The sequence below is a fragment of the Kitasatospora sp. NPDC097605 genome (assembly GCF_040302725.1).
Taxonomy (GTDB): domain Bacteria; phylum Actinomycetota; class Actinomycetes; order Streptomycetales; family Streptomycetaceae; genus Kitasatospora.
Genome location: NZ_JBEOSF010000051.1, coordinates 13,282 through 36,782 on the forward strand (window position 1 = coordinate 13,282; position 23,501 = coordinate 36,782).

Below are 23,501 nucleotides of genomic sequence, written 5' to 3' on the forward strand. Positions count from 1 at the left end.
GGCCGGCCGTGCGGCCCAGGAGCAGTCCCCAACACCGGAGAAAAGAGGCAGCACCATGACCGACCACCAGGCCGGCGGGACGACCACCGTCGTCACCGCGGAGGAGATCGAGAGCGTCCTCATCACCAGCGCCGGCGCGGCGCCGGACGTCTTCGACGGCTCCCGGCACGTCCCCCTGGAGGAGCTCGGCCTCGACTCGCTGGCCGTGCTGGAGCTGGAGGCGGTGATCGCCGACCGCTACGGCCTGAAGGTCCCGGACGGCGCCGTCGCCCTCAGCGTCGACCAGATCGTCGCCGAGCTGCAGTCCGCCGGGGCGGTGGGCTGAGCGATGGCCGGGCACACCGAGAACAGCATCGTCATCCAGGCCCCGCTCAAGCTCGTCTGGGACGTCACCAACGACGTCGCCGGCTGGCCGGAGCTGTTCACCGAGTACGCCTCCGCCGAGATCGTCGAGCGGCGCGGCGAGACCGTCCGGTTCCGGCTCACCATGCACCCGGACGAGGAGGGCCGGATCTGGAGCTGGGTCAGCGACCGCACCGTCAACGCCGCCGACCGCACCGTCCACGCCCACCGGGTGGAGACCGGGCCCTTCGCCTACATGCAGATCCACTGGCGCTACGAGGAGCTGCCCGGCGGCGGCACCCGGATGACCTGGATCCAGGACTTCGCGATGAAGCCCACCGCCCCGGTCGACGACCAGGGCATGACCGACCGGCTGAACACCAACTCGCCCATTCAGCTGGAGGTCATCAAGAGCAAGGTCGAGGCCCTCGCCGCCGGCCCCGACGCCGCCGACCCCAGCACCGCCGAGAAGGAGTGAGCGCCGTGGCCGCCAGGAACATCCGCATCATCGCCGTCGACGACGTCCCCGCCAACCGCAAGCGCGGCGGCGAGACCCGCGCGGTGCTGTCGCCCGGCACGGTCGGCTCGACCTCCGGCTTCATGGGGATCGCCCGGCTCCAGCCGGGGGAGCGGATCAGCGAGCACTACCACCCGTACAGCGAGGAGTTCCTGCTCCTCATCCGCGGTGAGCTGACCCTCGACCTCGACGACAAGCCCTTCGAGCTGTTCGCCGGCCAGGGCCTGGTCATCCCCAAGGACGTCCGGCACCGGCTGCGCAACACCGGCTCCGAGGAGGCCTTCGCGGTCTTCCACCTCGGCCCGCTGGCGCCGTCCCCCGAGCTCGGCCACGTCGACACCGAGGACGGCCCGGGGACCACGGCGGACGCCCACATCGTGCTGGGGGAGCGATGACCGCCTTCCCCGCCACGGGCGCCCGCCGGGTGGTGGTCACCGGGATCGGCGTGGTGGCGCCCGGCGGCACCACCCGGGAGACCTTCTGGGACCTGATCACCTCGGGCCGCACCGCGACCCGCCGGATCTCCGCCTTCGACGCCTCGGCGTTCCGCTCGCAGATCGCCGCCGAGGCCGACTTCGACGGCGCCGCCGCCGGGCTCACCCCGCTGGAGCTGCGCCGCGCCGACCGCTATGTGCAGTTCGCGCTCGCCGCCTCCCAGGAGGCCGTGCTGGACGCCGGCCTGGAGCTCGACGAGCGCACCCGGGAGGCCACCGGCGTGGTGCTCGGCTCGGCGGTCGGCGGCACCATCGTGCTGGAGGACGAGTTCGTCGTCGCCAGCGACTCCGGCCGCAACTGGCTGGTCGACCCGGACGTCACCAGCCCGTTCCTCTACCAGGGCCTGATCCCCAGCAGCCTGGCCGCCGACGTGGCGGTGCGGCACGGGGCGCACGGCCCGGCGGTGGTCGTCTCCACCGGCTGCACCTCCGGCATCGACGCCATCGGCCACGCCTACCAGCTGCTGCTGGACGGCGAGGCCGAGGTGATGATCACCGGGGCCTCGGACTCGCCGATCTCGCCGGTCACCGTCGCCTCCTTCGACGCCATCAAGGCCACCACCCCGGACAACGACGACCCGGAGCACGCCTCCCGGCCGTTCGACCGGGACCGGCACGGCTTCGTGCTCGGCGAGGGCTGCGCGGTGCTCGTCCTGGAGGAGCTGGAGCACGCCCGCCGGCGCGGCGCCCGGATCTACTGCGAGGTGGTCGGCTACGCCAACCGCGGCAACGCCTTCCACATGACCGGTCTGCGCCCGGACGGCCTGGAGATGTCCGAGGCCATCAACGACACCCTGCGCCAGGCCCGGTTCAACCCCGAGGACGTCCGCTACATCAGCGCCCACGGCTCCGGGACCCGGCAGAACGACCGGCACGAGACCGGCGCCTTCAAGCGCTCGCTCGGCCACGCCGCCTACGGGGTGCCGATCAGCTCGATCAAGTCGATGGTCGGCCACTCGCTGGGCGCGATCGGCGCGATCGAGATGGCCGCCTGCGCGCTGGCCGTCGAGCGCGGCGTCGTCCCGCCGACCGCCAACTGGCAGAACCGCGACCCGGAGTGCGACCTCGACTACACGCCCAACACCGCCCGCGAGGTGCGGGTGGAGGCGGCGCTCTCGGTCGGCAGCGGCTTCGGCGGATTCCAGTCCGCGATGCTCTTCGCCAAGCTGGGGAGGGGCCGATGAGCGCACGGCGCGCCGTCATCACCGGCATCGGCGTGGTCGCGCCGAGCGGCATCGGCAGCGAGGCGCACTGGAAGACGGTCTGCGGCGGCGAGAGCCGGATCGGTCCGATCACGCTCTTCGACGCCACCCCGTACGAGACCACGCTGGCCGGCGAGGTCCCGGACTTCGACGTCAACCGGTACGTCGAGCGCCGGCTCCAGGTGCAGACCGACCGCTGGACCCACCTCGCCTACGCGGCGGCCGAACTGGCCCTCGGTGAAGCGGAGTTGGACCCGTCCACGGTCGAGCCCTACAAGTTCTCGGTGGCCCTGGCCAGCTCCTCCGGCGGCAACCAGTTCGGCCAGCGCGAGCTCCAGCGGCTCTGGCAGCCGGACACCTCGCGGACCGTCGGCGCCTACCAGTCCATCGCCTGGTTCTACGCCGCGACCGTCGGGCAGCTGGCCATCCGGCACCAGGCCAAGGGCCCGTCCAGCGTCCTCGTCTCGGAGGGCGCCGGCGGCCTGGACTCGCTGGCGCACGCCGCCCGGCTGGTCCGCCGGGGCGCCGACGTGGTGCTCGCCGGCGGCACCGAGGCACCGCTCGGCCCGTACGCGCTCGCCTGCCAGCAGCGCAGCGGCCGGCTGTACACCGGCACCGACCCGGCCGCCGCCTACCTGCCGTTCGACGAGCGGGCCGGCGGCTACGTGCCCGGCGAGGGCGGCGCGGTGTTCGTCGTCGAGGACCTGGAGCACGCGCTCGCCCGCGGCGCCCGGATCCGCGCCGAGATCGCCGGCTGGGCCGCCACCCAGGACGCCGTCGCCGCCGGCCGCACCGCCACCGGCTCGGTCCGCCAGTACGCCCGCGCGCTCGGCACCGCGGTCGAACGGGCCGGCCTCACTCCGGGGGACGTCGACGTCGCCTTCCCGGACGCGGTGGGCGTGCCCGGCTACGACCGCACCGAGGCCGAGGCGCTGCGCGCGGTCTTCGGCCCGGACGGACCGGCCGCCGTCACCACCCAGAAGCCGCTCACCGGCCGGCTCTACCAGGGCGGCAGCGCCCTGGACGCGGCCACCGCCGTGCTCGCCATGGACTACGGCCTGATCCCGCCGTCGGCGGGCCCGGCCCGTCCGGCGGACGGCTGCGACCTGCCCTTCGTCCGCGAGGAGCAGGCCGCCGAGGTGCGCACCGCGCTGATCGGCGCCCGCGGCTTCGACGGCTTCAACAGCGCCGTCCTGCTGCGCGCCCACGCCTGATCCCGATCACCCACCGACCCGGAAGGAGACCGCCATGCCGGTCGTCGAGGGCGCGGCACAGGGCCGCGTGCTCTTCCTCATCACCGTGAAGGAGGAGCGCCGGGAGGACTTCCTCACGGCGTACGAGCAGATCCGCCACCTGGTCGCCGAGGGCGTCCCCGGTCACCTGCGCGACCAGGTCTGCCAGTCCTCCACCGACCCGGAGCAGTGGCTGATCACCAGTGAGTGGCGCTCGCTGGACGACTTCGTCGCCTGGGAGCGGACCGAGGAGCACCGGGACCTGGTGCGCCCGATGCGCGAGTGCTTCAGCGACGCCAAGTCCATCCGTTTCCACATCAAGGCCGAGACCTCGCGGGACACCCCGCGGGCGGGCCTTTCCACTCCTACCACCGCGGGGTGAGGTCATGACACGGACAGTGATCATCGGTGGCAGCGTCGCCGGCCTGGTGGCCGCGCTGGCGTTCGCCGACCTGGGACACGACGTCACGGTGCTGGAACGGGACGCCAACGAGGCGCCGGACACCGTCGACGACGCGCACGGCGACTGGCAGCGGCCGACCGTGCCGCAGCTGCACCACTCGCACGCGTTCGGCTCGCTCGGCACCAACCTGCTGCGCGACCGGCTGCCGTCGGTCTACCAGGCGCTGGTCGCGGCCGGCGCCCGGGAGATCGAGCTGGGCAAGGCGATGCCGCCGACCCTGGCCGACAAGACGCCGCACCCGGCCGACGCCGAGCTGCGGATGCTCGGCTGCCGGCGGACCACCTTCGAGCTGATCCTGCGCCAGGAGGCGCTGCGCAAGCCGGGCATCTCGCTGCGCCGGGGCGAGACGGTGCGCGGTCTGACCGTCGCCGAGCGCGGCCCGGCCCGGGTGACCGGCGTGGTCACCAAGGACGGCCGCACCGTCGAGGCCGACCTGGTGATCGACGCCGGCGGCCGGCGCTCGCAGGGCCACGAGTGGCTGCGCGAGCACGGCCTGGCCGAGCCCGAACTGGTCGCGCACAGCGCCGACATCACCTACTACACCCGCTACTACCGGGCGCTCGGCCCGCGCCCGGTGGGCCCGCTCAACCGCGGCTTCGGCGCCGGCGGGCTCTGGGACCACTACACCGGCGTGATGTTCCTCGGCGACAACAACACCTTCGCCATCTCCTTCGGCATCCTGCCGGACGACGCCGAGCTGAAGCAGATGCGCGCCGAGGACGTCTTCACCGCGGTGGTCCGGGCCACCCCGCTGCTCGCCCCCTGGGTGGCGCCGGAGGCCTCCGTGCCGATCTCGCCGGTGCACGCGATGGGCGGCCTGGACAACTCGCTGAAGCTGTACGCCCAGGACGCGCAGCCGGTGCCCGGCTTCCTGCCGGTCGCCGACGCGGTCTGCACCACCAACCCGGCGTTCGGCCGGGGTGTCTCGCTCGCCATCGCGCACGTGCTCGGGCTGGCCGACCTGGTGCGCGAGCACCCGGAGCCGGACGCCGAGCAGGCCGCGCTGGCGGCCGGCCTGGCCGGGCGGACCTTCCGCCCGTGGTTCGAGGACGCCGTCCGCAACGACGCGGGCCGCGCCCGGCTCTGGCGGGCCACGGTGGCCGGCCAGCAGCTGCCGCCGCTGCCGCCGGACGTGCTCACCTTCGGGACGGTCGCCGAGGCGGCCGCCACCGACGAGGTGGTCTGGCGCCGGCTGGTCCGCACCATGATGTCGCTCGACAACCCGGCCGGCCTGTACGAGGACGAGGAGATCCGGCTGCGGGTCAAGCAGGCGGTCGCCGGCTCGCCGCCGCCGTTCCCCGCGCCGGACCGGGCCACCCTGGTCGACATCGTCCGCCGCGCCGCGGTCTGAATGACCTGACGCTCCGTCATCACCGTTCCGCCCCGCCCCGCATCAGCCACAGGAGGACAGTCATGAAGGTCGTCGACCACCCGAACGCCAAGCTCATGGAAGCGGTCTACGCCGCGTTCACCGTGGGCGACGTGCAGAAGGCGGCCAGCTACTGGACCAAGGACTGCGTGCACTACTACCCGGGCACCAGCGAGCTGTCCGGCGCGCACGAGGGCATCGAGTCCGCGCTGGCCTTCGCCGGCCGGATGTTCGAGATCTGCCAGGGCCGCATCCAGATGGAGATCCACGAGATCGGCGCCAGCGACTCGTTCGCCTTCGCCACCGTGTTCACCCGCTACGAGCGCGAGGGCAAGAGCCTGGAGATGCCCTTCGTCAACGTGGCGCGCATCCAGGACGGCCTGATCGCCGAGTTCTGGACCTACCCCGAGGACCAGTACGCCGTCGACCAGTTCTGGGCCTGACCGCCCCCGACGATTGAGAGGTCGCATCACCATGGCAGGCATCATCAGCAGTTGGGGTGACAACACCAACGGCCAGCTCGGCGACGGCGGCACCGTCAACCGGGCCACCGCGCAGGAGATCAAGGGCCTGGAGAACGTCGTCCGGGTCGCGGCCGGCAGCGGCCACGCGCTGGCCGTCACCGGCGACGGCGAGCTCTGGGGCTTCGGCCGCAACGCCTTCGGCCAGCTCGGCGACGGCTCCACCGAGAACCAGGCGACCCCGGTGCGGACCGTCGGCCTGCCCGGCCGGGTCCGCACCGCCGGCGCCGGCGGCGGCCACAGCGCCGCGCTGCTGGAGGACGGCACCGTCTGGGCCTGGGGCGCCGGCTTCTTCTGCGCGCTCGGCGAGGCCAACTTCGGCGTGCAGCCCGTCCCGGTCCGGGTCGAGGGCCTGGAGGACGTCGTGGACCTGGCGGTCGGCGGCGCCCACAACCTGGCGCTCAAGGCCGACGGCACCGTCTGGTCCTGGGGCCGCGACGACCGCGGCCAGCTCGGCGACGGCCCCGGCTCGATGCGCGAGGGCCGGATCGTCCGCTCCTACATGACCGCCTCCTTCGACTGCCGGCCGCGCCCGGCCGTGGTCGAGAACCTGGAGCCGGCCGTCCGGATGAGCGCCGGCGGCGGCCACAGCCTGGTCGTGCACGCCGACGGCACCGCCTCGGTCTGGGGCTTCAACGACCGCGGCCAGCTCGGCGACGGCACCACCGTCGACCGCGCGGCCCCGCAGAAGCTCACCGGCCTGCACGCGGTCGCCCAGCTGGTCGGCGCCTACCACCACACGGTGGCGCTGCTGGCCGACGGCACCGTCTGGGCCTGGGGCCTCAACGACGGCGGCCAGCTCGGCGACGGCACCACCGTCGACCGCGCGGTGCCGGCCCCGGTGCCCGGCCTGACCGGTGTCAAGGCGATCGCGGCCGGCGGCGGCGGCACCGACGCGGCCCCCGGCAACGGCGGGCACGCGCTGGCGCTGCTGGCCGACGGCTCGGTGCAGGGCTGGGGCTGGAACAACTGGGGCCAGCTGGCCGCCGGGCAGGTCCAGATCGTCCCGACCCCGACCCGGATCGCGCTGACCGGCCCGGCGGTGGGCGTCGCCGCCGGCGGCGAGATCCCGCCGACCAACAAGTTCATGGCCAACCCGGGCGGCGGCTTCGGCTTCGCCCTGCTGGGCTGAGACCCGGCCCCGTGCGAACGCCGGGCGGCCCCGGCCCGTCCAGGGCCGCCCGGCGCGGGCCCGTCCGGCCCGCCCACCCATGACCGCTGACCTCGGGCCGGGGCGCCGTCCGCCCCCGGCCCGGTCCCCGCAGGGAGGCCTCACCCCAATGACCGCCGTTCCCCAGACCGCCCCTGCCTCGGCCGGCGCGGTGTTCCTCTCCGAATTGATGTTCCCGTCCACCCCGCGCTGCCTGGCGCTGGCCGCCGAGTTCAGGATCGCCGAGCTGCTCGCCGAGGGCCCGCTGCCGGCCGCCGAGCTGGCCGAGCGCGCCAACGTGGCCGCCGGCCCGCTGGCCAAGGTGCTCGCGCTGCTCGCCGAGGACGGCGTCTTCGAGGAGACCGAGCCCGGCGTCTTCGCCAACACCGAGCTGTCCGAACTGCTCCGCCCCGGTGTGCCCGGGTCGATGGACGCGATGGCCCGGATGGTCGGCGCCGAGTGGCTCTGGTCCTCCTGGGGCGCGCTGGACCACAGCCTGGAGACCGGCAAGCCCGGCTTCGAGAAGGTGCACGGCACCGCGCTCTGGCCCTGGCTGCAGCGCAACCCGGCCGCCGCCGCGACCTTCAACCAGGCGATGACCGACTTCACCGACGCGCTCGCCGACGCCCTGGTCTCGGCGTACCCCGAGTTCGCCCGGGCCGGCACGGTCTGCGACCTCGGCGGCGGCCAGGGCACCTACCTGGCCGCGATCCTGCACGCCTACGACGCCGTCACCCGCGGCGTGCTGGCCGACCTGCCGAGCGTGATCGAGCAGGCCCGCACCCAGCCCGACGTCGCCAAGCTGGCCGAGCAGGGCCGGCTGGACTTCCAGCCGGTCGACTTCTTCGCCGGGGTCCCGGCCGGGATCGGCGCGTACGTCACCAAGCAGGTCTGGCACTCCTGGCCGGACGAGGCGCTGGTCCGGCTGCTGCGCCGGTGCCGCGAGGCCTCGCCGGGCGCCCGCTTCGTCGCGGCCGAGCTGGTGCACCGCGAGGGCGTGCCGCGGTTCGTGAAGAACTTCGACCTGGTCATGCTGGTCACCATGAGCGGCGAGGTGCGCACCGAGGAGCAGTTCGCCGAGGTCTTCCGGCGCGGCGGCTTCCGGCTGAACCGGGTGGTCCCGACCGGGACGGCCTTCTCGCTGCTGGAGGCCGTGCCGGACCCGGACCCGCTGGACTGAGCGCGGCCGGTTCCGGGGTCCTGCTCCGGAACCGCTCCGGCGGAATTCCGGAGAAGCACGGAAAAGGGCCCGGATCCCTCACGGATCCGGGACCTTTTCGGATTTTCCCCGGGCCGCCCCCGGGGATTTCCCCCGGGGGCGGTGCCGGTCATTCGAAGCGGAATTCCGCGAGGCCGCCGGACGGCCGGAACCCGAACGACTCGAAGAGGTTCCGAATGGCGCTGTTCCCGTCGGCGGTGACGGCCAGGCCGACCGGCGGCCGCTCCCCTCCGTGCACCTCGGCCAGCACCTCGGCGAGCAGCGCCCGGCCGTAGCCGCCCCGGCGGTTCTCGGGCCGGACGTACATCGGGTTGTACCGGACGACGCCGGCGACGGTGGCGGTCCGGCCGAGGATGGCGACCGGGCGGCCGTCGTCCTCCCAGACCCGCAGCAGACCGCCGGTGATCTGCCCCTGGACCGATCGTGCGGCGGTCTCCCGGCTGAGCCCGGCGCCGTGCGCGGCCTCCAGGCACCAGTCGGTGAACAGCTCGGACTCGTCGGCCGCGGCGGCCCTGGTCTGCCCGGACGGCACCGGGCGGCCGAGCGGCAGCGGGGCGCCGTCCAGCCTGAGCACCTGCTCGCACCGGCCCGGGCGGGCGGGCCGGCCGGTGGCCTCGGACCAGGCGGCGGCGAAGGCCGCGGCCGCCGTGTCCGGCCCGATCACGCCGGGCAGAAGGTCCGGTCCGGCGCCCAGTTCGGCGCCGAGGGCGGCCGCCGCGGCGTCCGGCATCCCGCTCAGCACGACCAGATGCGGCGCCGTGAAGGCCGCCACGCCGACCACCGGCGCCGTGCCGGAGTCAGGATCCTCGACCCGGCTCCAGGCGATCGGCGGGGCGGTCGGCGGGCGGAACTTCGCCCCCGCCATCATCGTCAGCAGGATGGAATTCTCGACGGGGTTGCCGGCAATCCACTCACCGGTTTCCGAGACGAACTCTTCGGTGTTTCTCGTGGTTTTTACGAGCATGTCGAAAAAGTATCCCGGGGGTGGTTCGCTGGCAATGGTGCGCGCCCGGCCGGGGCGATGTTCCGGTCAGTTCGCGCCGGGCCGGCCCGCACCCGGAGCGCCCGGGCCGCCCGCACCCGGACGGCCGGGGCCGCCCGCGCCGGGACCGCCCTGGCCCGGACCGCCGCCCTGACCCGGGGCGCCGCCGGGGCGTCCCATCGTCCCGGCCGTGACGCCGGCCGTCATGCCGCCCTCCAGCCCGAACAGCGAGCCGGTGACGAAGCTGGCCGCGTCGCTGCCGAGGAAGACCACCGCGTTGGCGACCTCCTCCTCGGTGGCGATCCGCCCCAGCGCGGTGGCCGCCCCGGCCCGCTCCAGCGCGCCCGGCTGGCCGCCGACCCGCTGGCGGAAGTCCTCGGTGTCCACCGGCCCGGTGATCAGCGCGTTCACCCGGATGCCGGCCGGGCCGGCCTCCAGCGCGGTGGCCCGGGTCAGGCCGACCACCCCGTGCTTGGCCGCGGTGTACGCGCCCAGGCCGAAGGCGGTGCCCTGGACGCCGGCGGTGGAGGCGTTGTTGATGATGCTGCCGCCGCCGTTCGCCCGCATCGCGGCGATCTCGTGCTTGAGCGAGTGGTAGGTGCCGATCAGGTTGACGGCGATCACCTGGCCGAAGGCCTCGGCCGGGACCCGGTCCAGCGGGCCGAACGCCCCGCCGCCGCCCGCGTTGTTGAAGGCGATGTCCAGCCGGCCGTGTCGCTCGACCGTGGTACCCACCAGCCGGGCGACGTCATCCTCGACGGTGACGTCGGCGGCGATGAACTCCGCCTGCCCGCCCTTCTCGCGGATCCGCTCCACGACGGCGTTGCCCAGCTCAGCGCGCCGGCCGGAGACCACCACGTGCGCTCCCGCCGCGGCCAGCGCGGCCGCCGCGGCCGCGCCCATGCCCGACGTCGAACCGGTCACGAGTGCGATCTTCCCCTGGAGTTGACTCATCGTTAGCTGCCCTTCCGGGCGGCCGGTGGCCACCCTTGACGTTGGCTCTTGACGGCTTATTTTGATTGTATAGTCTATACGAATTCAAGCTCGGAGCAAGGACTCCGAGCCGGCGAGCGCCTCCTCGAGGAGTACCCCATGAGCGCCCCGTACGCTGCACCCGCCCCGGAAGTGCCACGTAAAACCTTCTTGACGATCTTCGCCGCCCTGGTCCTTGCCATGTTCCTGGCGGCCCTGGACCAGACGATCGTGGCGACGGCCCTGCCGACCATCGCCGGTGACCTCGGCGGCGTGACCCATCTGGCCTGGGTCGTCACCGCCTACATGCTGGCCGCCACCGCGGCCACGCCGCTCTGGGGCAAGCTGGGCGACCTCTACGGCCGCAAGCTGATGTTCCAGTCGGCCATCACGATCTTCCTGCTCGGCTCGGCGCTGTCCGGGATCTCCGGCAACATCGGCCAGCTGATCGGCTTCCGCACCCTCCAGGGCCTCGGCGCGGGCGGTCTGATGGCGCTGGCCATGGCGCTCATCGCGGAGCTGGTCCCGCCGCGCGAGCGCGGCAAGTGGCAGGGCTACGCGCAGTCCTGCTTCGTGCTCGCCGGTGTGGTCGGCCCGCTGATCGGCGGCGCCTTCGTGGACCACCTGTCCTGGCCGTGGATCTTCTACATCAACCTGCCGATCGGCGTGGTCGCGCTGCTGATCGTGAGCTCGGTGCTGAAGCTGCCGGTCAACAAGCAGAAGAAGCAGCTGGACTACCTCGGCTCGGCGCTGCTCAGCGGCGCCATCGTCTCCGTGCTGCTGGTCTCGGTCTGGGCCGGTGACCAGTACTCCTGGGGCTCGGTGCAGATCATCGGCCTGCTGGTGCTCGCGGCCGTGCTGCTCGCGGGCTTCGTCTGGCAGGAGAACCGGGCCAGCGAGCCGGTCGTCCCGCTGGCGCTGTTCAAGGACCCGGTGGTCCTGGTGGCCACCCTCGGCCTCTTCCTCACCTCGGTCTCGCTCTTCGTGGCGACCGTCTACACCCCGCTCTTCCTCCAGGTCGCCAACGGCGACAGCGCCACCGAGTCCGGCCTGCTGCTGGTCCCGATGATGCTCGCCACCGTGGCCAGCCTGACCCTGTCCGGCAAGGTGGTCGAGAAGACCGGCAAGTACAAGCTCTTCCCGATCGTCGGCCTGCTGATCATGGCGGTCGGCCTCTACCTGATGTCGACGCTCAAGGCGGACTCCTCGCAGGTCGCCGCAGGTGTCTTCCTGGCGGTCTTCGGTATCGGCTTCGGTCTGGTCACCCAGGTGCTCATCGTGGCGGTGCAGAACTCCGTCGAGATGCGGCAGCTGGGCGTGGCCACGGCGGCGGCCAACTTCTTCCGCTCGCTCGGCGGCGCCATGGGTGTGACCATCTTCGGCGCCATCCTCAACTCGCAGCTGCGCGAGTGGCTGCCGAAGAAGGTGCCGGCCGACGCCCTGGCGCGGCTCGGCACGGACGGCCTGCTGACCGCTCCGGCCAAGGTCCGGGCGCAGCCGCCGGCGGTGCGCGACGGCGTCTCCGCCGCGCTGGCCGAGTCGCTGCACGTGGTCTACCTGATCGGCATGGTCATCGCGGTGATCGGTGCCCTGGTGGTGGTCTTCCTCCAGGAGCGGCCGATGCGGGCGCCGATGGGCGCGCCCGGCGGCAAGGGACCCGGTGGCCCCGGCGGCCAGCAGGGCCAGGGCGGCCCCGGCGGCGGCCAGTGGCAGGGCCAGGGTGGCCAGGGCGGCCAGGACGGCCAGGGCGGCCAGGGCCAGGGTCAGGGCGCCCCGGGCGGCGGCCAGTGGCAGGGGCAGGGCGCCCCGGGTGCCCCGGGAGCCCAGCCCGGACACGCCGGTCCCGCGGCCGGCTGACGGGCCGCCGGGCCGCCCGGTCCTCGGGCAGGCGTCGCCCCCTCGACTCCTCCTCCCCCATCGTTACCCCCGGCGATGGGGGAGGAGGCCTTTCCGGACCAGGGGCTGACGCAACATCAACGACCGGAACGGCTCGAAACGGACGCCGGAAGCCATCGCGGAGTGAGTGTTCACCCGCTAGGCTGGACGCGCAGTCGGCACCCCGGCCGCGGTGGGGCGGGGTGTCTGGCACGGCCTTCCCCGCCGCACTCCGAGCGCCGGGATCCCCGGCGCGACCAGCCACCAGGAAGCGGGTCGACTCCATGGCCGACATACCCAGCCAGCGGCGTGCACTCTCCCGGGACCTCCCGCCCGCCGCCGCCCCCGGCATACCCCCGGCGACCAGGATCGGTGTCATCGGTCTCGGCGTGATGGGCGGCGGGATGGCCTCCCGGCTGCTCGACCAGGGCCACCGGATCGTGGTCCACAACCGCACCCCCGAGCGCACCGCCCCGTTCGCCGCCCGCGGCGCGGAGGTCGCCGCCACCCCGGCCGAACTGGCCGCGAGCGTGGACGTGGTGCTGCTCAGCCTGGCCTCCGAGGCGGCCGTCGAGGAGCAGTTGTTCGGCGCCGGCGGGGTGTTGGAGACCCTGCCCGCGCACGGCATCGTGATGGACACCAGCACCGTCTCCCCGGACTTCGCCCGCTCGGTGGCCGAACGGGTCGCCGGGCGCGGCCGCAGCTCCGTCGACGCCTGCATCATCGGCAACGGCCAGCACGCCAAGGACGGCGAACTGCGCTTCATGGTCGGCGGATCCGCCGAGGCCTTCGATCGCCTGGGCCCGGTGCTGGAGCCGCTCGCCAAGGAGATCCGCCACCTCGGCCCGAGCGGCCTCGGCGCCACCGCCAAGGTCATGCTCAATGTGCTGATGGGCGTCGAGATGCAGGTGCTCGCCGAGTCCGTGACGCTGGCCCAGCGGGCCGGCATCGACCGCGAGCTCGCCCTGTCGATGATCAGCGAGAGCGGCTTCAGCTCGCCGGTGATGCGCTACAAGGCCGGTGTGATGCGCCGCCGGGCCTACGGCGAGCCGCAGTTCCGGCTCGACCTGATGCGCAAGGACCTCCGGCTGGCCACCGCCGAGGCCGGCCGCCTGGGCGTCGCCACCCCCGTCTGCGACGCCACCCACGAGACGCTCGTCGCCGCTGCCGAGGCCGGCCTCGGCGAGCTGGACTGCGCCGCCGTGCTCTCCCACGCGGAGGCCGCCGCCGGCCTGGCCGGCACCCCGGACCGTACGTGAACCACTCGACCTCATCGAGGAGTTGATCCACGTGTCCCAGCCCAGACGGCCCCGGGCAGCCGGTTTCGGCACCGGCCTGGTGGCCCTGCTCACCGCTCTCGTGCTGCTCGCCGCCACCAACGGCGCCGGCGCCGAGGACACCGAGGCCCGCCCGCGCTCCGGCAACTGGACCAGCTGGCAGGCCGATCCGGCCGGCAGCCGGTTCAACGGCCAGGAGCACCGGATCACCCCGGCCACCGTCGGCAACCTCGACCTGAAGTGGGCCTTCGGCCACGCCAAGGTCCCCGGCGTCTACCTCGGCAGCCAGCCCGCCGTCGCGGACGGCGTCCTGTACGTCGGCGGCGCCGAGGGCACCTTCCACGCCCTGGACGCCCGGACCGGCGCGGCCCGCTGGACCTTCGACGTCGCCCCGGTGGCCGGCGCCCACTCCACCACCAGCCCCGACCCGGTGCGCAGCAGCCCGGCCGTCGAGGGCAACACCGTCTACTTCGGCGACAACCGCGGCTACCTGTACGCCCTCGACCGCTGGAGCGGCGCGCTGCGCTGGTCGCTGAAGCTCGACACCCACCCGCAGGCCCAGATCACCAGCTCGCCGCTGGTCTACAACGGCCAGGTCTACATCGGCATATCCAGCAAGGAGTCGGGCGCCACCTTCGACCTGACCTACCCCTGCTGTACCTTCCGCGGCTCGGTCGTCGCCGTCAACGCGGCCACCGGGCAGCTGACCTGGCGGCACTGGACCACGCCCGAGCCGCAGCCGGCCGGCACCTGGCCGAACGGCGCCAACCGCTACGAGCCCTCCGGCGTCGCGGTCTGGAGCTCGCCGGTGGTCGACCGGGAGACCGGCACCATCTTCGTCGGCACCGGCCAGAACTACACCGGCGCGGCCGGCGACACCGACTCGGTGCTCGCCCTGAACGCCGCCACCGGCGCCGTGCGCTGGCGCTCCCAGGAGGTCTTCCCGGACACCTTCACCGTCGCCTGCGGCATCCCCGGCGCCGACGCGTACTGCCCCAGCAAGGCCAACGGCACCGACCACGACTGGGACTTCGGCGCCAGCGCCAACGTCTTCAGCATCGGCAACCGCCGGGTGGTCGGCATCGGCCAGAAGAACGGCGTCTACCACGTCTACGACGCGCTGACCGGCGCCAAGGTGTGGGACCGCGCGGTGGTCGCCGACCCCAACACCAAGGGCGGCAGCTCCGGCATCCAGTGGGGCACCAGCTACGACGGCAACCGGCTCTACGTCGCCACCTGGTTCGCCAACCCCGGCACCCTGTACGCGCTGGACCCGGCGACCGGCGCGATCCTCTGGCAGACCGAGAGCCCGGCCGACGGCTGCCAGTGGGGCGGCGCGGCGGCCAACCCGGAGCTCTGCCAGCGCGCCTTCACCCCCGCGGTGAGCGCCAGCCGCGGCCTGGTCTACGAGGGCGGCGCGGACGGCAAGATGCGGGTCTTCTCGGCGAGCACCGGCGCGGTGCTCTGGCAGTACGACGTGGTCCGCGACTTCACCACGGTCAACGGCGTGCCGGCGCACGGCACGGCCCTGTCCGGCGGCGGTGGCGCGGTGGTCGCCGACGGCATGCTCTACGTCCAGGCGGCGTACTACCCGCAGTACCCGAGCGCATCGGGCGGCGCATTGCTCGCCTTTTCCCTACGGTAGGACCCGTCGGCGTAAGCGAAGGTCAACTCATGGCCGGCGGCGCTCAGTTGCCGCCGGCCCCGGCAAGGAGGAAAGTCATGGAGATCGTCGTGGTGGGAGCGGCCGGCCGGACCGGTCGGCTGCTGGTCGAGAAGGCCCTGGAGAACAAGCACGGCGTCACCGCCCTGCTGCGCGACCCGGCCAAGCTGCCGGTGGAGCACGAGCGGCTGGCCAAGGTGCGCGGCGACGTGTTCGACGTCGACTCGCTGACCGGCCCGCTGGAGGGGAAGGACGCCGTGGTGGTGGCGCTGGGCGTGACCAGCCGCACCACCACGACGGTGTTCTCCGAGGGCGTGCGCAACGTCATCGCGGCCGCCCGGGCGGGCGGGGTGCGCCGACTGGTCACGATGTCCTCGGCGGGCCTGGAGACCAAGCACCTGCCGGCGATGCAGCGCTTCGTCGCCGAGTTCGTGGTGGACCGGGTCTACCGCAACATCCACCTCGACCTCGGCCGGATGGAGGACGAGGTCGAGGCCAGCCCGCTGGACTGGACGATCGTCCGGGTACCGATGCTCACCGACGGCCCGGCGACGCCCAACTACCAGGCGGTGGTGGGCGGTCACATCGCCAAGGCGTCGCGCATCGCCCGGGCGAACGTCGCCGACTACATCGTCACCCATCTGGATGACACGGCCACCTACGGCCGGCGCGTCGAGGTGGCCAACTGATGACCCCCGGCGGAGGCCGGCCCGCCCGCGGCACGTCCGCGGCGCGGGCCGGCCGCGCGCCGGAAGGCCACCGCCGCCGCTGATCGAGGGGGAAACGCACCGTGAACATCGTCGTCTTCGGCGCGACCGGCGGCACCGGCCGCCACTTCCTGGAGCTGGCCGGCGCGGCCGGACACTCCACCGTCGCCTTCGCCCGCGACCCGCTGGCCCTGGTCGACGCCCGGCCGACCACCATCCGGCAGGGCGACGTCCTCGACCCGGAGGCGGTGGCCCGCGCCGTCGAGGGCGCGGACGCGGTGGTCTCCGCGCTCGGCATCGGCTACAGCCGGGCCGCCACCACCGTCTACTCGGCCGGCACCGGCCACATCCTCAAGGCCATGCACGCGGCCGGGGTGGCCCGGGTGGTCTGCGTCTCCACCACCAGCATGAGCCCGGCGCCCTGGCACGCCGCCCCGTTCCAGCGGGCGCTCACGTCCTGGGTGCTGCACCCGATGCTCCGCCGGCCGTACGCCGACATGGCGCGGATGGAGCGCCTGGTGCTGGCCGACACCGAGCTGGACTGGACGCTGGTCCGGGCCGCCCGGCTCACCGGCGGCCGGGCCCGCGGCCGCTACCGCACCGCGGCCGGGCGGCGGCTGCCCGGGGCCTGGTCGATCTCCCGGGCCGACCTCGCGCACTACCTGCTCGGCGCGCTCGACGACCCGGCCGCCCGTCGCGCGGTCGTCGAGATCGCGTACTGACCGCTCGTCCACCGACCGCCGACCGCCACCGCCCGCCGTCCGTACTCAACGAGGGGTACGGCCGGCTACTCCCGCGGTGCGATGCCCGGCCCCCGCGGACCGGGCAGAGTGGGGGGTGATCCCGCGGATCACCCAAGCCGTGGGCCGGCGGCCGCACACCATCCACCCCGGTGGCCGCCGGCCCGTGGCCCGCGTCGCCCCTCGCCCCTCCGGAGCACAGCCGATGCCCACACCTCCTGGTCCGCCCGCCGCCGGCACCCCGGCGCCCCCGTCCGCGGCCCCGACGGCTCCCGACGGGCCCCCGGCCGACCGCGCCGGGCGCCTGCGGCTGCCCCGGCACGCCCGCCGGGTCTGGCTGGTCGTGCACGTCGCCTGCTCGGTCGGCTGGCTCGGCCTGACCGCGGGCGTGCTCGCCCTCGGCATCGCCGGCCGCTTCTCCGACGACCCCGACACCGTGCGCGCCGCCTACCTGGCCCAGCGGATCTTCGCCGACTGGCTGCTGATCCCGATCAGCCTGCTCTCGCTGCTCTCCGGCGTGCTGCTGTCGCTCGGCACCACCTGGGGCCTGCTGCGCCACTACTGGGTCGCCGCCAAGTTCTGGCTGACCCTGGCCGCCACCCTGGCCTCGATCTTCGCGCTGCGCGCCTTCATCCACGACGCGGCCGGCCAGGTCGCCGCCGGCACCGTCCCGCCGGACGGCCGCGCCCCGCACGTCCTGGTCATCGCCCCCTCGGTGGCGCTGCTGATCTACCTGACCGCCACCGTGCTCTCCGTGGTCAAGCCCTGGGGGATGACCAAGCGCGGCCGGCGCCTGGCCGCCGAGGCCCGCGCCGCCCGCACCGGCCGGGCCGCCGCCCCGGCGCCGGGGCGGTGACCCTCCCCTGTCCATGAGCACCGATCACGACCCGTACGGCGGCCCGCCCTGGACCAGGCCGGCCTGGACGCGGTTCTCCGCGCTCCTGGTCGCCCTGGTCCAGCTGGTCGGCTCCACCGCCGCCGCCCACCAGCAGCCGGACCGGGCCGCGCTGGACGCCGCCGGGTACGCCCTGCTGCTGCTCGGCCCGGCCCTGCTGCTGCTGCGCGACCGCTACCCCGGCCCGGTGGTGGCCGCCGTCACCGCCGTCACCACCGGCTACCTGCTGGCCGGCTACCCCTACGGCCCGGTGTTCTTCAGCCTCGGCGTCGCCGTCTACGGCGCACTCGCCCGGGGCCGCCGCCGGTGGGCCTGGATCTCGCTCGGCGTCGGCTACCTGGTCCACCTGTCCAGCTCCCACCTGCTGCCGCACTCCTGGCAGCGCGCGCCCGGGCCCGGCCCCAGCTGGTGGCAGGAGGCCGGCGCGGCGGCCTGGCTGCTGCTGATCCTGGCCGGCGCCGAGATCATGCGCGCCCGCGGCGAACAGCTCGCCGCCCGCCGGATCGCCCGGCGGCAGGCCGAGGAGAACCGGGCCGCCGAGGAGCGGCTGCGGATGGCCCGCGAACTGCACGACATCCTGGCCCACTCGATCTCGGTGATCCACCTCCAGGCCGGGGTCGCCCTAGAGCTCATCGACGAGCACCCCGACCAGGTGCGCGCCGCGCTGACCGTCATCAAGGCCACCAGCAAGGAGGCGCTGGGCGAGGTCCGCCAGGTGCTCGGCACCCTGCGCGGCCCGGACGGCCAGGCCCCGCGCACCCCCGCCCCCGGCCTCGCCCGGCTGCCCGAACTGGTCACCCAGGCCGGCCACGCCGGGCTCACCGTCACCCTGGAGACGGCGGGCCCGGCCCGGCCGCTGTCCGCCCAGGTGGAGCTGGCCGCCTTCCGGATCGTCCAGGAGGCGCTCACCAACGTCATCCGCCATTCGGCCGCGCGCACCGCCACGGTTCTGATGGACTGGTCCTCCCCGGACGGGCTGCTGCTCCGGGTGGACGACCCGGGCCCGGCCGCCGGCGGCGACGGCGGCGGCTCCGGCAACGGCCTGATCGGCATGCGCGAGCGGGCCGCGGCCTTCGCCGGCGAGCTGACCGCCGGACCGCACGGCGGCGGCTTCCGGGTCCGGGCATGGCTGCCCGACCCGGCGGGGTCGGGCACGGTGGGCGAGAAGGGGCGGTCGGGATGATCCGAGTACTGCTGGCGGACGACCAGGTCCTGGTCCGGGCGGGCTTCCGGGCCCTGCTCGACGCCCAGCCTGACATCGAGGTGGTCGGCGAGGCCGACGACGGCGAGGCGGCCGTCCGGCTGGTGGAGGAGCTGCGGCCGGACGTCGTGCTGATGGACATCCGGATGCCCGGCACCGACGGCCTGGAGGCCACCCGGCGGATCTGCGCCCGGCCCGAGCTGGCCGGGGTCCGGGTGGTCGTGCTGACCACCTTCGAGCTGGACGAGTACATCTTCGAGGCGCTGCGGCTGGGCGCGGCCGGTTTCCTGGCCAAGGACACCGAACCGGCCGACCTGCTGCGGGCGGTGCGGGTCGCCGCCGTCGGCGACTCGCTGCTCTCCCCGGGCGTGACCCGCCGGCTGATCGACGAGTTCGCCAGCCGCTCCCGGGAACCGTCCGCGGGCGGACGGCGGTTGGCCTCGCTCACCGACCGGGAGCGCGAGGTGCTGACCCTGGTGGGCATGGGCCTGAGCAACGACGACATCGCCCGCCGCCTGGTGGTCAGCCCGCTCACCGCGAAGACCCACGTCAGCCGCGCCATGGTGAAGCTCGGCGTCCGCGACCGGGCCCAACTGGTCGTCCTCGCCTACGAGTCCGGCCTGGTCCGCCCCGGCTGGCTGGGATAGGAGCAGAGCGGTCGGCGGGGGAGGAGCAGGACGGCCCCCACTCCGTACTCCCCGCGTCGTACCCCCGGTGCCGCTCCCCGGAGGACGCGCCGGACCCCTCCTCGGCGGGACGCTCGTGGTGGCCTCGGGAAGCGTCCGGGGCCGGCGCGCGGCCCCCCGTCCGAACCCGCGGGGCTCATCGAGGAGTTGACCGACATGCAGAGCACCGCACTACTCGCGGACACGATCTGCCGGGACGGCTGGGGGCCGTGGAACGGGGGCCCGGGCCCGTGGTTCCTGCTCTTCCCGCTGTTCTGGCTGCTCGTCCTGATCACCCTGTTCACCGTGCTGCGCCGCCGCGGCTGGGGCCGTCGCGGGCCGTGGGGCCCGCCGTGGGCCGGCCAGTGGGGCGGTCCGTGGAACGGCGGCGGACCGGGCTGGCGCGGCGGTTGGCCGGGCGGTCCCGAGGGCCCGCTGGCGAACCTGGCCCGCCGGTACGCCGAGGGTGAGATCGGCGAGGAGGAGTACCGCACCCGCCGGGACACCCTGCTGGAGCACCTGCAGGGCCCGGACGACACCAAGCCGGGCCAGGGCGGCGCCAAGTGACCACCTTCCCGCTACTCGAACTGGTCGACACCGACCGGATGGCCGCCCGGGTCACCGAGGCGGTGAAGGTCTACGGCGTCGGCCGCACCGAGGTGCGCGCCCTGGACCACGTGACCGTCGGCTTCCCGGCCGGCCGGCTCACCGCGATCATGGGGCCGTCCGGCTCCGGCAAGTCCACCCTGCTGCACTGCGCGGCGGGACTGGACCGGCTGACCGCCGGCACCGCGATGATCGGCGACACCGAGCTGGAGAACCTCAGCGACCGCCGGCTGACCCTGCTGCGCCGGGAGCGGATCGGCTTCGTCTTCCAGTCCTTCAACCTGGTGCCGGTGCTCACCGCCCGGGAGAACATCACGCTGCCGGTCGACCTGGCCGGCGGCGAGGTGGACCGCCAGTGGGTGGAGACCCTGATCGACGCGGTCGGGCTGCGCGAGCGGCTCGACCACCGGCCGAGCGAGCTCTCCGGCGGCCAGCAGCAGCGGGTCGCGCTGGCCCGGGCGCTGGCCGGCCGCCCCGAGGTGGTCTTCGCCGACGAGCCGACCGGCAACCTGGACTCCCGCACCGGCGCCGAGGTGCTGGAGTTGATGCGCCGGGCGGTGGACGAGATGGGCCAGACCGTGGTCATGGTCACCCACGACCCGACCGCCGCCGGCTACGCGGACGAGGTGCTCTTCCTCGCCGACGGCCGGCTGGTGGACCGCATGGAGCGGCCCACCCCGGCCGGGGTGCTGGACCGGATGAAGGCCTTCGACCACGTCCCCGCGGCCGGGCAGGGAGGCGTCCGGTCATGAGCAGCAGCGCCACCGCCACCCTGCGGATCAGCCTGCGCTCGCTGGCCGCGCACAAGCGGCGGCTGGCCGGGACGTTCACCGCGATCCTGCTCGGGGTGGCCTTCCTGTCCGGCACGCTGGTGCTCGGCGACACCCTGCGCGGCAGCTTCGACACCCTGTTCGCCGACGCCAACCGCGGCACCGACGCCGTGGTGCGCAGCGCCGACGTGATGGACACCGAGAACACCTTCGGCGGCGTCCGGGCCCCGGTGGACCTGGCGCTGGCCGACCAGCTGCGCCAGGTGCCCGGGGTGGCGGCGGCCGAGCCGGCGATCCAGGGCTCCGGCCAGCTGATCGGCAAGAACGGCAAGGCGGTGGGCGGCCAGGGGCCGCCCACCCTGGCCGGCTACTGGCAGACGGACAGCGGGCTCAACCCGTACCGGCTGGCCGAGGGCCGGGCGCCGCAGCGGCCGGGGGAGGCGGTGATCAACCGGGGCGCGGCCAAGGCCGGCGAGCTGAAGATCGGCGACACGACGATCCTGCGCGCCCCCGACCCGGTGACGGTGACGATCGTCGGCATCGCGACCTTCGGCGCCAAGGCCGACGGCATGGGCCAGAACACCTGGACCGGGCTGACCCTGGAGGACGCCGAGCGCTATCTGACCCCGAAGGGGCAGGGTCAGGCCACCTCGATCCAGTTCCGGGCCGCCGGCGGGGTCTCCCAGCAGGAGCTGGTGACGGCGCTGTCGGCGAAGTTGCCGGCCGGGCTGGAGGCGGTGACCGGGACGAAGGTCAGCGAGGAGGCCACCAAGCAGGTGTCCAGTCGCTTCCTGACCATGTTCACCACCCTGCTGCTGGTGTTCGCGGGCATCGCCCTGCTGGTGGCGACCTTCACCATCCACAACACCTTCGCCATCGTGGTGGCCCAGCGGACCAGGGAGAACGCGCTGCTGCGGGCGCTGGGCGCGGCGCGCGGCCAGGTGCTGGCGGCGACCCTGGCGGAGGCCGTGGTGGTCGGGGTGGCCGCCTCGGTGGCCGGCCTGCTCGGCGGGATCGGCGTGGCGGCGGGGCTGAAGTCGCTGTTCAAGGTGATCGGCTTCAACCTGCCGACCGGCGGCCTGGTGATCGGCGCGGTCTCGGTGGCGCTGCCGCTGCTGGTGGGCACGGTCACGGCGGTCGCCTCGGCCGTCGCCCCGGCGGTGCGGGCGGGCCGGACGGCGCCGCTGGCCGCGATGCGGGCGGTGGCGGTGGACGGCGCGGCGGCCGGCCGGGCGGGCCGGGTCCGCTGGATCGCCGGCGCGCTGCTGGTGGCGGCCGGGGTGGCCGGCACGGTGGTCGGCGCGACCGACGGCCCGTCGGTGGGGCTGACCGCGGGCGGCGCCGTGACCACGCTGCTCGGCGTGGTGGTGCTCGGCCCGGTGTTCGCGACCTTCGTGGTGCGGCTGCTGGGCGCCCCGCTGCCGAGGCTGCGCGGCATGCCGGGCGTGCTGGCGGAGCGCAACGCGGCGCGCAACCCGAAGCGGACGGCGGCGACGGCCAGCGCGCTGATGGTCGGGGTCACGGTGGTCTCGCTGTTCACCGTCTTCGGCGCGTCGATCAAGGCGACCATGGACGACACGGTGAGCCGGACCTTCGCCGGCGACCTCGCGGTCTCCACCGGGGGCTTCCGCGGCGGCGGGCTGAGCCCGAAGCTGGCGGACGCGGTCGGCGCGCTGCCGGAGGTGCGCCAGAGCGTGGGCCTGGGCCGGGGCGTGGCCCGGGTGGACGGCCACGGCCGGACCCTGGACGTCACCGATCCGGCCCGGCTGGCCGGCATCGTCGACCTCGGCCGGGTGGACGGTTCGCTGGAGCTGGGCACCGACGGCCTGGCGGTGTCCCGCACCGAGGCCGAGAAGCAGGGCTGGCGGGTCGGCACGACGGTGCCGGTGCGGTTCAGCGACGGCGCCGAGGCGCCGTTCACGGTGAAGGCGCTCTACCAGGGCGGCGAGCTGGCCGGCGACTACCTGGTCACCCGGGAGGCCTGGGCGCCGCACCGGGGCCAGGACGCCGACTCGCTGGTGGCGGTCGCGCTGAAGGACGGGGTGTCGCTGTCGGCCGGCAAGGCGGCGGTGACGGCGGCGGTGGCGCCGTTCGGCGACCCGAAGGTGCAGACCCGGTCGGAGTACGCGAAGAGCGCCGCCTCGGTGGTCGACATCATGCTCTCGGTGGTCTACGCGCTGCTGGCGCTGGCGGTGCTGATCGCGCTGCTGGGGATCGCCAACACGCTGACCCTGGCGGTGCACGAGCGGACCAGGGAGCTGGGGCTGCTGCGCGCGGTCGGCCAGACCCGCGGCCAGCTGCGGGCGATGGTGCGCTGGGAGTCGGTGCTGGTGGCGATGTTCGGCACGGTCGGCGGCCTGGGCCTGGGGGCGTTCCTGGGCTGGGCGCTGGTACGGGCGGCCGACACCGAGGGGACCGGCAGCTTCGCCGTCCCGCCGCTGCAGCTGACCGTGGTGCTGGTGGCCGGACTGGTCGCGGGCGCGGTGGCCGGGCTGCGGCCGGCCAACCGGGCGGCCCGGCTGGACATCCTGCGGGCGATCGCCTCCGGCTGAGCCGCCGCGGACGCGCGGACGTACGGACGCGCGGACGCGCCGGACCCGCACCGGACGCACCGGAGCCCGGGCCCCCCGACCAACGGG

Annotated in this window: 23 protein-coding genes; 21 read left to right on the top strand and 2 right to left on the bottom strand. The window is 74.4% G+C overall.

All coding sequences use genetic code 11. The features are described 5' to 3' along the window. Positions 1-55 precede the first annotated feature (55 nt). The 10 genes from ABTX81_RS35750 to ABTX81_RS35795 all read left to right on the top strand — a co-directional run bounded on the left by ABTX81_RS35750 (position 56) and on the right by ABTX81_RS35795 (position 8,470). Complete coding sequence (locus tag ABTX81_RS35750; protein ID WP_350554382.1) at positions 56-325, top strand: phosphopantetheine-binding protein; 270 nt, start codon at positions 56-58, stop codon at positions 323-325. A 3-nt stretch (positions 326-328) separates the two neighbouring features. Beyond that, positions 329-820 (top strand): SRPBCC family protein, encoded by a 492-nt coding sequence (locus ABTX81_RS35755; RefSeq protein ID WP_350554384.1) that lies wholly within the window; start codon positions 329-331, stop codon positions 818-820. Positions 821-825: 5 nt separating this feature from the next. Then, the gene (locus tag ABTX81_RS35760) at positions 826-1,254 is read left to right on the top strand and encodes a cupin domain-containing protein (RefSeq protein ID WP_350554386.1); all 429 of its coding nucleotides are present in this window, start codon (positions 826-828) and stop codon (positions 1,252-1,254) included. Then, complete coding sequence (locus tag ABTX81_RS35765) at positions 1,251-2,537, top strand: beta-ketoacyl-[acyl-carrier-protein] synthase family protein (RefSeq protein ID WP_350554388.1); 1,287 nt, start codon at positions 1,251-1,253, stop codon at positions 2,535-2,537. Before ABTX81_RS35760 ends, ABTX81_RS35765 begins: the two co-directional genes overlap by 4 nt. Continuing rightward, on the top strand, positions 2,534-3,769 hold the full coding sequence (locus tag ABTX81_RS35770; RefSeq protein WP_350554390.1) for a beta-ketoacyl synthase N-terminal-like domain-containing protein: 1,236 nt from the start codon (positions 2,534-2,536) through the stop codon (positions 3,767-3,769). Before ABTX81_RS35765 ends, ABTX81_RS35770 begins: the two co-directional genes overlap by 4 nt. A gap of 34 nt (positions 3,770-3,803) precedes the next feature. Next, a complete protein-coding gene (locus ABTX81_RS35775) occupies positions 3,804-4,169 on the top strand; it encodes an antibiotic biosynthesis monooxygenase family protein (RefSeq protein ID WP_350554392.1) in 366 nt (121 codons plus the stop codon). A gap of 4 nt (positions 4,170-4,173) precedes the next feature. Next, a complete protein-coding gene (locus tag ABTX81_RS35780; RefSeq protein WP_350554394.1) occupies positions 4,174-5,601 on the top strand; it encodes an FAD-dependent oxidoreductase in 1,428 nt (475 codons plus the stop codon). Positions 5,602-5,663: 62 nt separating this feature from the next. Continuing rightward, complete coding sequence (locus ABTX81_RS35785) at positions 5,664-6,062, top strand: nuclear transport factor 2 family protein (protein ID WP_350554396.1); 399 nt, start codon at positions 5,664-5,666, stop codon at positions 6,060-6,062. 31 nt (positions 6,063-6,093) lie between these two features. Then, positions 6,094-7,272, top strand: coding sequence for an RCC1 domain-containing protein (locus ABTX81_RS35790; RefSeq protein ID WP_350554398.1), 1,179 nt, complete (start codon positions 6,094-6,096; stop codon positions 7,270-7,272). A gap of 148 nt (positions 7,273-7,420) precedes the next feature. Continuing rightward, positions 7,421-8,470, top strand: coding sequence for an ArsR family transcriptional regulator (locus tag ABTX81_RS35795; protein ID WP_350554400.1), 1,050 nt, complete (start codon positions 7,421-7,423; stop codon positions 8,468-8,470). A gap of 148 nt (positions 8,471-8,618) precedes the next feature. Here the strand turns inward: ABTX81_RS35795 and ABTX81_RS35800 are convergent, their stop codons facing one another. Beyond that, entirely contained in the window at positions 8,619-9,473 is an 855-nt protein-coding gene (locus ABTX81_RS35800) for a GNAT family N-acetyltransferase (protein WP_350554402.1), read from the bottom strand. A 66-nt stretch (positions 9,474-9,539) separates the two neighbouring features. After that, positions 9,540-10,445: an SDR family NAD(P)-dependent oxidoreductase gene (locus ABTX81_RS35805; RefSeq protein ID WP_502892929.1), complete on the bottom strand. Its 906-nt coding sequence runs from the start codon at positions 10,443-10,445 to the stop codon at positions 9,540-9,542. Between the two features lie 189 nt (positions 10,446-10,634). Between ABTX81_RS35805 and ABTX81_RS35810 the strand changes: the two genes are divergently transcribed. The 11 genes from ABTX81_RS35810 to ABTX81_RS35860 all read left to right on the top strand — a co-directional run bounded on the left by ABTX81_RS35810 (position 10,635) and on the right by ABTX81_RS35860 (position 23,414). Next, positions 10,635-12,320, top strand: a complete 1,686-nt coding sequence (locus tag ABTX81_RS35810; protein ID WP_350554406.1) for an MDR family MFS transporter — start codon at positions 10,635-10,637, stop codon at positions 12,318-12,320. 302 nt (positions 12,321-12,622) lie between these two features. Then, entirely contained in the window at positions 12,623-13,597 is a 975-nt protein-coding gene (locus ABTX81_RS35815; RefSeq protein ID WP_350554408.1) for an NAD(P)-dependent oxidoreductase, read from the top strand. Positions 13,598-13,628: 31 nt separating this feature from the next. Beyond that, positions 13,629-15,260 carry an outer membrane protein assembly factor BamB family protein gene (locus ABTX81_RS35820; RefSeq protein ID WP_350554411.1) on the top strand — a complete coding sequence of 544 codons (1,632 nt, stop codon included), beginning with the start codon at positions 13,629-13,631 and terminating at the stop codon, positions 15,258-15,260. A gap of 77 nt (positions 15,261-15,337) precedes the next feature. Next, positions 15,338-15,967: an NAD(P)-dependent oxidoreductase gene (locus tag ABTX81_RS35825; RefSeq protein WP_350554413.1), complete on the top strand. Its 630-nt coding sequence runs from the start codon at positions 15,338-15,340 to the stop codon at positions 15,965-15,967. Between the two features lie 101 nt (positions 15,968-16,068). After that, a complete protein-coding gene (locus ABTX81_RS35830) occupies positions 16,069-16,707 on the top strand; it encodes an NAD(P)-dependent oxidoreductase (protein ID WP_350554415.1) in 639 nt (212 codons plus the stop codon). 223 nt (positions 16,708-16,930) lie between these two features. Further along, positions 16,931-17,581, top strand: coding sequence for a DUF2269 domain-containing protein (locus tag ABTX81_RS35835; protein ID WP_350554417.1), 651 nt, complete (start codon positions 16,931-16,933; stop codon positions 17,579-17,581). Positions 17,582-17,594: 13 nt separating this feature from the next. Next, positions 17,595-18,803, top strand: a complete 1,209-nt coding sequence (locus ABTX81_RS35840) for a sensor histidine kinase (protein ID WP_350554419.1) — start codon at positions 17,595-17,597, stop codon at positions 18,801-18,803. Next, positions 18,800-19,468 carry a response regulator gene (locus tag ABTX81_RS35845; protein ID WP_350554421.1) on the top strand — a complete coding sequence of 223 codons (669 nt, stop codon included), beginning with the start codon at positions 18,800-18,802 and terminating at the stop codon, positions 19,466-19,468. Before ABTX81_RS35840 ends, ABTX81_RS35845 begins: the two co-directional genes overlap by 4 nt. Before the next feature lie 195 nt (positions 19,469-19,663). Continuing rightward, on the top strand, positions 19,664-20,053 hold the full coding sequence (locus ABTX81_RS35850; protein ID WP_350554423.1) for an SHOCT domain-containing protein: 390 nt from the start codon (positions 19,664-19,666) through the stop codon (positions 20,051-20,053). Between the two features lie 38 nt (positions 20,054-20,091). Next, positions 20,092-20,844: an ABC transporter ATP-binding protein gene (locus tag ABTX81_RS35855; RefSeq protein WP_350554464.1), complete on the top strand. Its 753-nt coding sequence runs from the start codon at positions 20,092-20,094 to the stop codon at positions 20,842-20,844. Continuing rightward, the gene (locus ABTX81_RS35860; RefSeq protein WP_350554425.1) at positions 20,841-23,414 is read left to right on the top strand and encodes an ABC transporter permease; all 2,574 of its coding nucleotides are present in this window, start codon (positions 20,841-20,843) and stop codon (positions 23,412-23,414) included. Before ABTX81_RS35855 ends, ABTX81_RS35860 begins: the two co-directional genes overlap by 4 nt. Positions 23,415-23,501 lie beyond the last annotated feature (87 nt).

What these genes read in the sequence shown, in the direction of transcription:
- ABTX81_RS35750 (WP_350554382.1), top strand. Translation starts at nt 56, where the DNA reads ATGACCGACCACCAGGCCGGCGGGACGACCACCGTCGTCACCGCGGAG.
- ABTX81_RS35755 (WP_350554384.1), top strand. Translation starts at nt 329, where the DNA reads ATGGCCGGGCACACCGAGAACAGCATCGTCATCCAGGCCCCGCTCAAG.
- ABTX81_RS35765 (WP_350554388.1), top strand. Translation starts at nt 1,251, where the DNA reads ATGACCGCCTTCCCCGCCACGGGCGCCCGCCGGGTGGTGGTCACCGGG.
- ABTX81_RS35770 (WP_350554390.1), top strand. Translation starts at nt 2,534, where the DNA reads ATGAGCGCACGGCGCGCCGTCATCACCGGCATCGGCGTGGTCGCGCCG.
- ABTX81_RS35775 (WP_350554392.1), top strand. Translation starts at nt 3,804, where the DNA reads ATGCCGGTCGTCGAGGGCGCGGCACAGGGCCGCGTGCTCTTCCTCATC.
- ABTX81_RS35780 (WP_350554394.1), top strand. Translation starts at nt 4,174, where the DNA reads ATGACACGGACAGTGATCATCGGTGGCAGCGTCGCCGGCCTGGTGGCC.
- ABTX81_RS35785 (WP_350554396.1), top strand. Translation starts at nt 5,664, where the DNA reads ATGAAGGTCGTCGACCACCCGAACGCCAAGCTCATGGAAGCGGTCTAC.
- ABTX81_RS35790 (WP_350554398.1), top strand. Translation starts at nt 6,094, where the DNA reads ATGGCAGGCATCATCAGCAGTTGGGGTGACAACACCAACGGCCAGCTC.
- ABTX81_RS35795 (WP_350554400.1), top strand. Translation starts at nt 7,421, where the DNA reads ATGACCGCCGTTCCCCAGACCGCCCCTGCCTCGGCCGGCGCGGTGTTC.
- ABTX81_RS35800 (WP_350554402.1), bottom strand. Translation starts at nt 9,473, where the DNA reads ATGCTCGTAAAAACCACGAGAAACACCGAAGAGTTCGTCTCGGAAACC.
- ABTX81_RS35805 (WP_502892929.1), bottom strand. Translation starts at nt 10,445, where the DNA reads ATGAGTCAACTCCAGGGGAAGATCGCACTCGTGACCGGTTCGACGTCG.
- ABTX81_RS35815 (WP_350554408.1), top strand. Translation starts at nt 12,623, where the DNA reads ATGGCCGACATACCCAGCCAGCGGCGTGCACTCTCCCGGGACCTCCCG.
- ABTX81_RS35825 (WP_350554413.1), top strand. Translation starts at nt 15,338, where the DNA reads ATGGAGATCGTCGTGGTGGGAGCGGCCGGCCGGACCGGTCGGCTGCTG.
- ABTX81_RS35835 (WP_350554417.1), top strand. Translation starts at nt 16,931, where the DNA reads ATGCCCACACCTCCTGGTCCGCCCGCCGCCGGCACCCCGGCGCCCCCG.
- ABTX81_RS35840 (WP_350554419.1), top strand. Translation starts at nt 17,595, where the DNA reads ATGAGCACCGATCACGACCCGTACGGCGGCCCGCCCTGGACCAGGCCG.
- ABTX81_RS35845 (WP_350554421.1), top strand. Translation starts at nt 18,800, where the DNA reads ATGATCCGAGTACTGCTGGCGGACGACCAGGTCCTGGTCCGGGCGGGC.
- ABTX81_RS35850 (WP_350554423.1), top strand. Translation starts at nt 19,664, where the DNA reads ATGCAGAGCACCGCACTACTCGCGGACACGATCTGCCGGGACGGCTGG.
- ABTX81_RS35855 (WP_350554464.1), top strand. Translation starts at nt 20,092, where the DNA reads ATGGCCGCCCGGGTCACCGAGGCGGTGAAGGTCTACGGCGTCGGCCGC.
- ABTX81_RS35860 (WP_350554425.1), top strand. Translation starts at nt 20,841, where the DNA reads ATGAGCAGCAGCGCCACCGCCACCCTGCGGATCAGCCTGCGCTCGCTG.